Source organism: Pseudomonas sp. P5_B2 (assembly GCF_056400445.1).
Genome location: NZ_JBFULH010000385.1, coordinates 1 through 3,897 on the forward strand (window position 1 = coordinate 1; position 3,897 = coordinate 3,897).

Annotated in this window: 4 protein-coding genes; all 4 read left to right on the forward strand. The window is 61.3% G+C overall.

What is annotated here, in order from left to right:
* Positions 1–63: 63 nt before the first annotated feature.
* Positions 64–1,080 carry a heme-dependent oxidative N-demethylase family protein gene (locus tag AC1DRJ_RS20945; RefSeq protein ID WP_477803822.1) on the forward strand — a complete coding sequence of 339 codons (1,017 nt, stop codon included), beginning with the start codon at positions 64–66 and terminating at the stop codon, positions 1,078–1,080.
* Positions 1,081–1,114: 34 nt separating this feature from the next.
* On the forward strand, positions 1,115–2,245 hold the full coding sequence (locus tag AC1DRJ_RS20950) for an aminomethyl transferase family protein (protein WP_477803823.1): 1,131 nt from the start codon (positions 1,115–1,117) through the stop codon (positions 2,243–2,245).
* 31 nt (positions 2,246–2,276) lie between these two features.
* The gene (gene purU, locus AC1DRJ_RS20955) at positions 2,277–3,143 is read left to right on the forward strand and encodes a formyltetrahydrofolate deformylase (protein ID WP_477803824.1); all 867 of its coding nucleotides are present in this window, start codon (positions 2,277–2,279) and stop codon (positions 3,141–3,143) included.
* Between the two features lie 46 nt (positions 3,144–3,189).
* Positions 3,190–3,897 (forward strand): NAD(P)-binding domain-containing protein (locus tag AC1DRJ_RS20960; RefSeq protein ID WP_477803825.1); only part of this gene is annotated, 708 nt, incomplete at its 3' end.

The window sequence follows — 3,897 nt, forward strand, 5'->3', positions numbered from 1 at the left end:
CTCATGCCCTGTGTCTCTCGCGGCTGCGGCCCTTGCGTTTCGCTGGATCTTTAGGAGTCGACCATGACCATTCAATCAAGCCCCGTGCAGAGCTATCGAGACGATTTCAGCTTTCGCAACAGCCCAGCTGCCATCAGTCGTTTCCCTTTCCCCTTCACCGAGGACAGCTACCTGTATTCGGTAAACATCGAACCAGCGACTTCCCGGGATCCCGGCTCGATCTACCAGCACGGGTTCGACATCGACGAACACTACCGCTCGGAAATGGCCGAACGCGCCTTGGTGCTGGACAAGGATCCGCGCCGCTACCTGGTGATGCCGCACATGCAAGTGGCAGCCTGGGATGCGCTGCAGATGCTCATGGAGCACCTGGCCGCCGACTATCCGCAGTGGTTCACCCTTGAGCGTGATGCTGATCGCTGGCATTGGCGCAACACCCTGCTGGATATCGATCAGCGCTTTGTGTTCGGTGATGCCGCGACCCTGCCTTGCGAACCGCTGGAGTTCATTGGCAGACAGGTGCAGGGGGATTTCGCCCTGCTCGATCAACGCGACGGCGATCTGTACATGGACGCCGGCCTGGTCACCAGCCCGGCCGACTGGTCCCTGGCCTTCGACGCCGGCATGAGTTTCAAACAGTGGCATTCGCCGGTGCCCATGGCTCATCAGATGGGCATCTTCGACCGCGCGCTGAAATACCTGCTCAACCTGCAAGTGGGGCAGCCGGTGCGGCGTCTGAACTGGACGCTGACCATCAACCCGCGCCTGGACTCCTCCCCCGAGACCTTCCATGAATGGGGCGCCGACCGCGGCCGCATCACCGCCGAGAACGTCGGGCAACAGGTTCACCTGCGCGTCGAGCTGCAAGTGATGGTCCGTCTGCCGCGCAGCAACGCGGTGATGTTCAGCATCCGCACCTACCTGATCAGCATGCAGGAACTGGTCACCCAGCCCGGCTGGGGCTGCCGCCTGCACCGTGTGCTGCGCGACCTGCCCGAGCCGATCGCCGACTACAAGGGCATGAGCCGCTACCGACAGACCCTGATCGAGTGGCTGAGCCGCTTCGACCCGCAAGCCTGAACCCTGACCCACTTTCACCGACAAGGATCTTCACATGACGCATTCATGGCGTATTTCTGCACTGGCCGAACGGCATCGCGCACTCGGCTCGAACCTCGAAGACTGGAACGGCATGGGCACTGCCTGGACCTACGACAGCGATCTGGCCGATCATCATCAGGCGATCCGCACCCGTGCCGGGTTGATGGATGTGTCAGGACTGAAAAAAGTCCACTACGTCGGCCCCCACGCCGAGAGCTTGCTGCAATGGGCGACCACCCGAGACATAGCCAAGCTCTACCCCGGTAAATCGGTGTACGCCTCGATGCTCGACGAGAACGGCAAGTTCGTCGATGACTGCATCGTCTACCGCACCGGACCCAACGCGTTCATGGTGGTGCACGGCGCCGGCAGCGGCCACGAAATGCTGGTGCGCTCCTCCCAAGGCCGGCAAGTGGCGGTGCTGTTCGATGACGACCTGCACGATCTGTCGCTGCAAGGGCCGCTGGCGGTGGACTTTCTCGCCGAGCACGTCCCCGGGATCCGTCAGCTGCCTTACTTCCATCACCTGCAAACCCGCCTGTTCGATCGTCCGGTGATGATCTCTCGCACCGGCTACACCGGCGAGCGCGGCTACGAGATTTTCTGCAAGGCCGCCGATGCCCCGGCGCTGTGGGACACGATCCTGGAACAAGGCTCGGGCCTTGGCATCATCCCTTGCGCCTTTACTGCCCTGGACTGGTTGCGGGTGGAAAGCTCGCTGATGTTTTTCCCCTACGACAACTCGCAGATGTACCCCTTTGCCGATCAGAAGGCTGGCGACACCCTCTGGGAAATGGGCCTGGATTTCACCGTCTCCCCGGACAAGCGCGAATTCCGTGGCGCCGAAGAGCACTTTCGGTTGCGCGGTCAGGAGCGTTTCAAGATCACCGGAGTGTTGCTCGAAGGTGTCCGCGCCGCGGAGGCCGGCGACACCTTGTGGCAAGGCAACCAGCAAGTCGGGGTGATCACCTGCGGCATGTATTCACGCCTGAGCAAACGCTCCATGGCCATCGCCCGGATGAGCGTCGCCTGCTCGAATCCAGGCATTGCCCTGCAGGTGCGCGGCAGCCAGGAAAGCGCCGCTGTGACCCACGCCCTGCCCTTCGACGACCCGGAAAAAACCAAGCGCACGGCCAAGGGCTGAGCCTCAAATCACTTTATCCAAGGGACCTTCGATGGACACTTCCAACGAACATTACATTCTCAAGATCAATTGCCCGGCGGCGTCCGGCATCGTTGCCGCGATCACCACCTGCCTGGCCGGACAGCAGTGCTACATCAGCGAACTGGCGCAGTTCGACGATGAGTTCACCGGGCAGTTTTTCATGCGCGCTGTGTTCCGTTTCAACACTGGCGTGAGCGGCGATATCGGTGCCCTGCGCGAGGGTCTGGGAGACCTGGCCGGCGGCTTCGTCATGCAGTGGCAACTGTTCTGCTCCAGCCAGCCGACTCGGGTGCTGTTGATGGTCAGCAAGTTCGACCATTGTCTGACCGACCTGTTGTACCGCCACCGCAAAGGCGAGATGGACATGCACATCACCGCCGTGGTTTCCAACCACCTGGACCTGCGGGCCATGGCCGAGCGCGAGGGCATCCGTTTCATCTACCTGCCGGTCACCAAGGACAKCAAGGCCAGCCAGGAAGCCGAGCTGATGCGCATCGTCGAAGACACCCGGACCGATCTGGTGGTGCTCGCCCGCTATATGCAGATTCTGTCCGACGGACTGTGCCAGCAGCTGTCCGGCCGGGCCATCAACATCCATCACTCGTTCCTGCCCGGTTTCAAGGGCGCCAAGCCCTATCACCAGGCGTACGACCGGGGCGTGAAGCTAATCGGCGCCACCGCCCACTACGTCACCAGCGACCTCGACGAGGGGCCGATCATCGAGCAGGAAATCCAGCGAGTCGACCATACGCATCTGCCCGACTCGCTGGTTGCCATCGGCCGCGACACCGAAACCGTCGCCCTTTCCAAAGCCCTGAAATACCACCTGGAACACCGGGTGTTCATCAACCAGGACAAGACAGTGATCTTTCGCTGAGCGCTGCTGCTGTTTTTATCCGATGAATTCATTACGAGGCACGATCATGACCTTACGCGTGGCAATCATCGGCGCCGGCCCTTGCGGCATGGCGCAGCTTAGAGCCTTCCAGTCGGCCCGCGACCAAGGCGTCGAAATTCCGGAACTGGTCTGCTTCGAAAAGCAGAGTGATTGGGGCGGCATGTGGAACTACACTTGGCGCACAGGCCTGGACGAAAACGGCGAGCCGGTGCACGGCAGCATGTATCGCTACCTGTGGTCGAACGGCCCGAAGGAATGCCTGGAGTTCGCTGACTACACCTTCGAAGAACATTTTGGTCGCCCCATCGGCTCCTACCCGCCACGGGAAGTGCTCTGGGACTACATCAAGGGCCGCGTCGAAAAAGCCGGGGTTCGCGACTACATCCGTTTCAACAATGTGGTGCGCCAGGTCACCTTTGACGAAGAGACTCGCCGCTTCACGGTAGTCGCCCACGACCACGGCAGCGATACCCAGACCTCGGAAGAGTTCGACTATGTGATCAACGCCTGCGGGCACTTTTCGACTCCGAAGATGCCGTACTTCCCCGGATTCGAGCAGTTCGGCGGGCGCATCCTGCACGCCCATGATTTCCGCGAGGCGCTGGAGTTCAAGGGCAAGGATCTGCTGATCATCGGCAGCAGCTACTCTGCCGAAGACATCGGCTCCCAGTGCTACAAATACGGCGCCCGCAGCATCACAAGCTGCTACCGCACCGCGCCCATGGGCTATGAC

Coding starts and splice junctions, on each gene's coding strand:
- AC1DRJ_RS20950 (WP_477803823.1), top strand. CDS start 1,115: ATGACGCATTCATGGCGTATTTCTGCACTGGCCGAACGGCATCGCGCA.
- AC1DRJ_RS20945 (WP_477803822.1), top strand. CDS start 64: ATGACCATTCAATCAAGCCCCGTGCAGAGCTATCGAGACGATTTCAGC.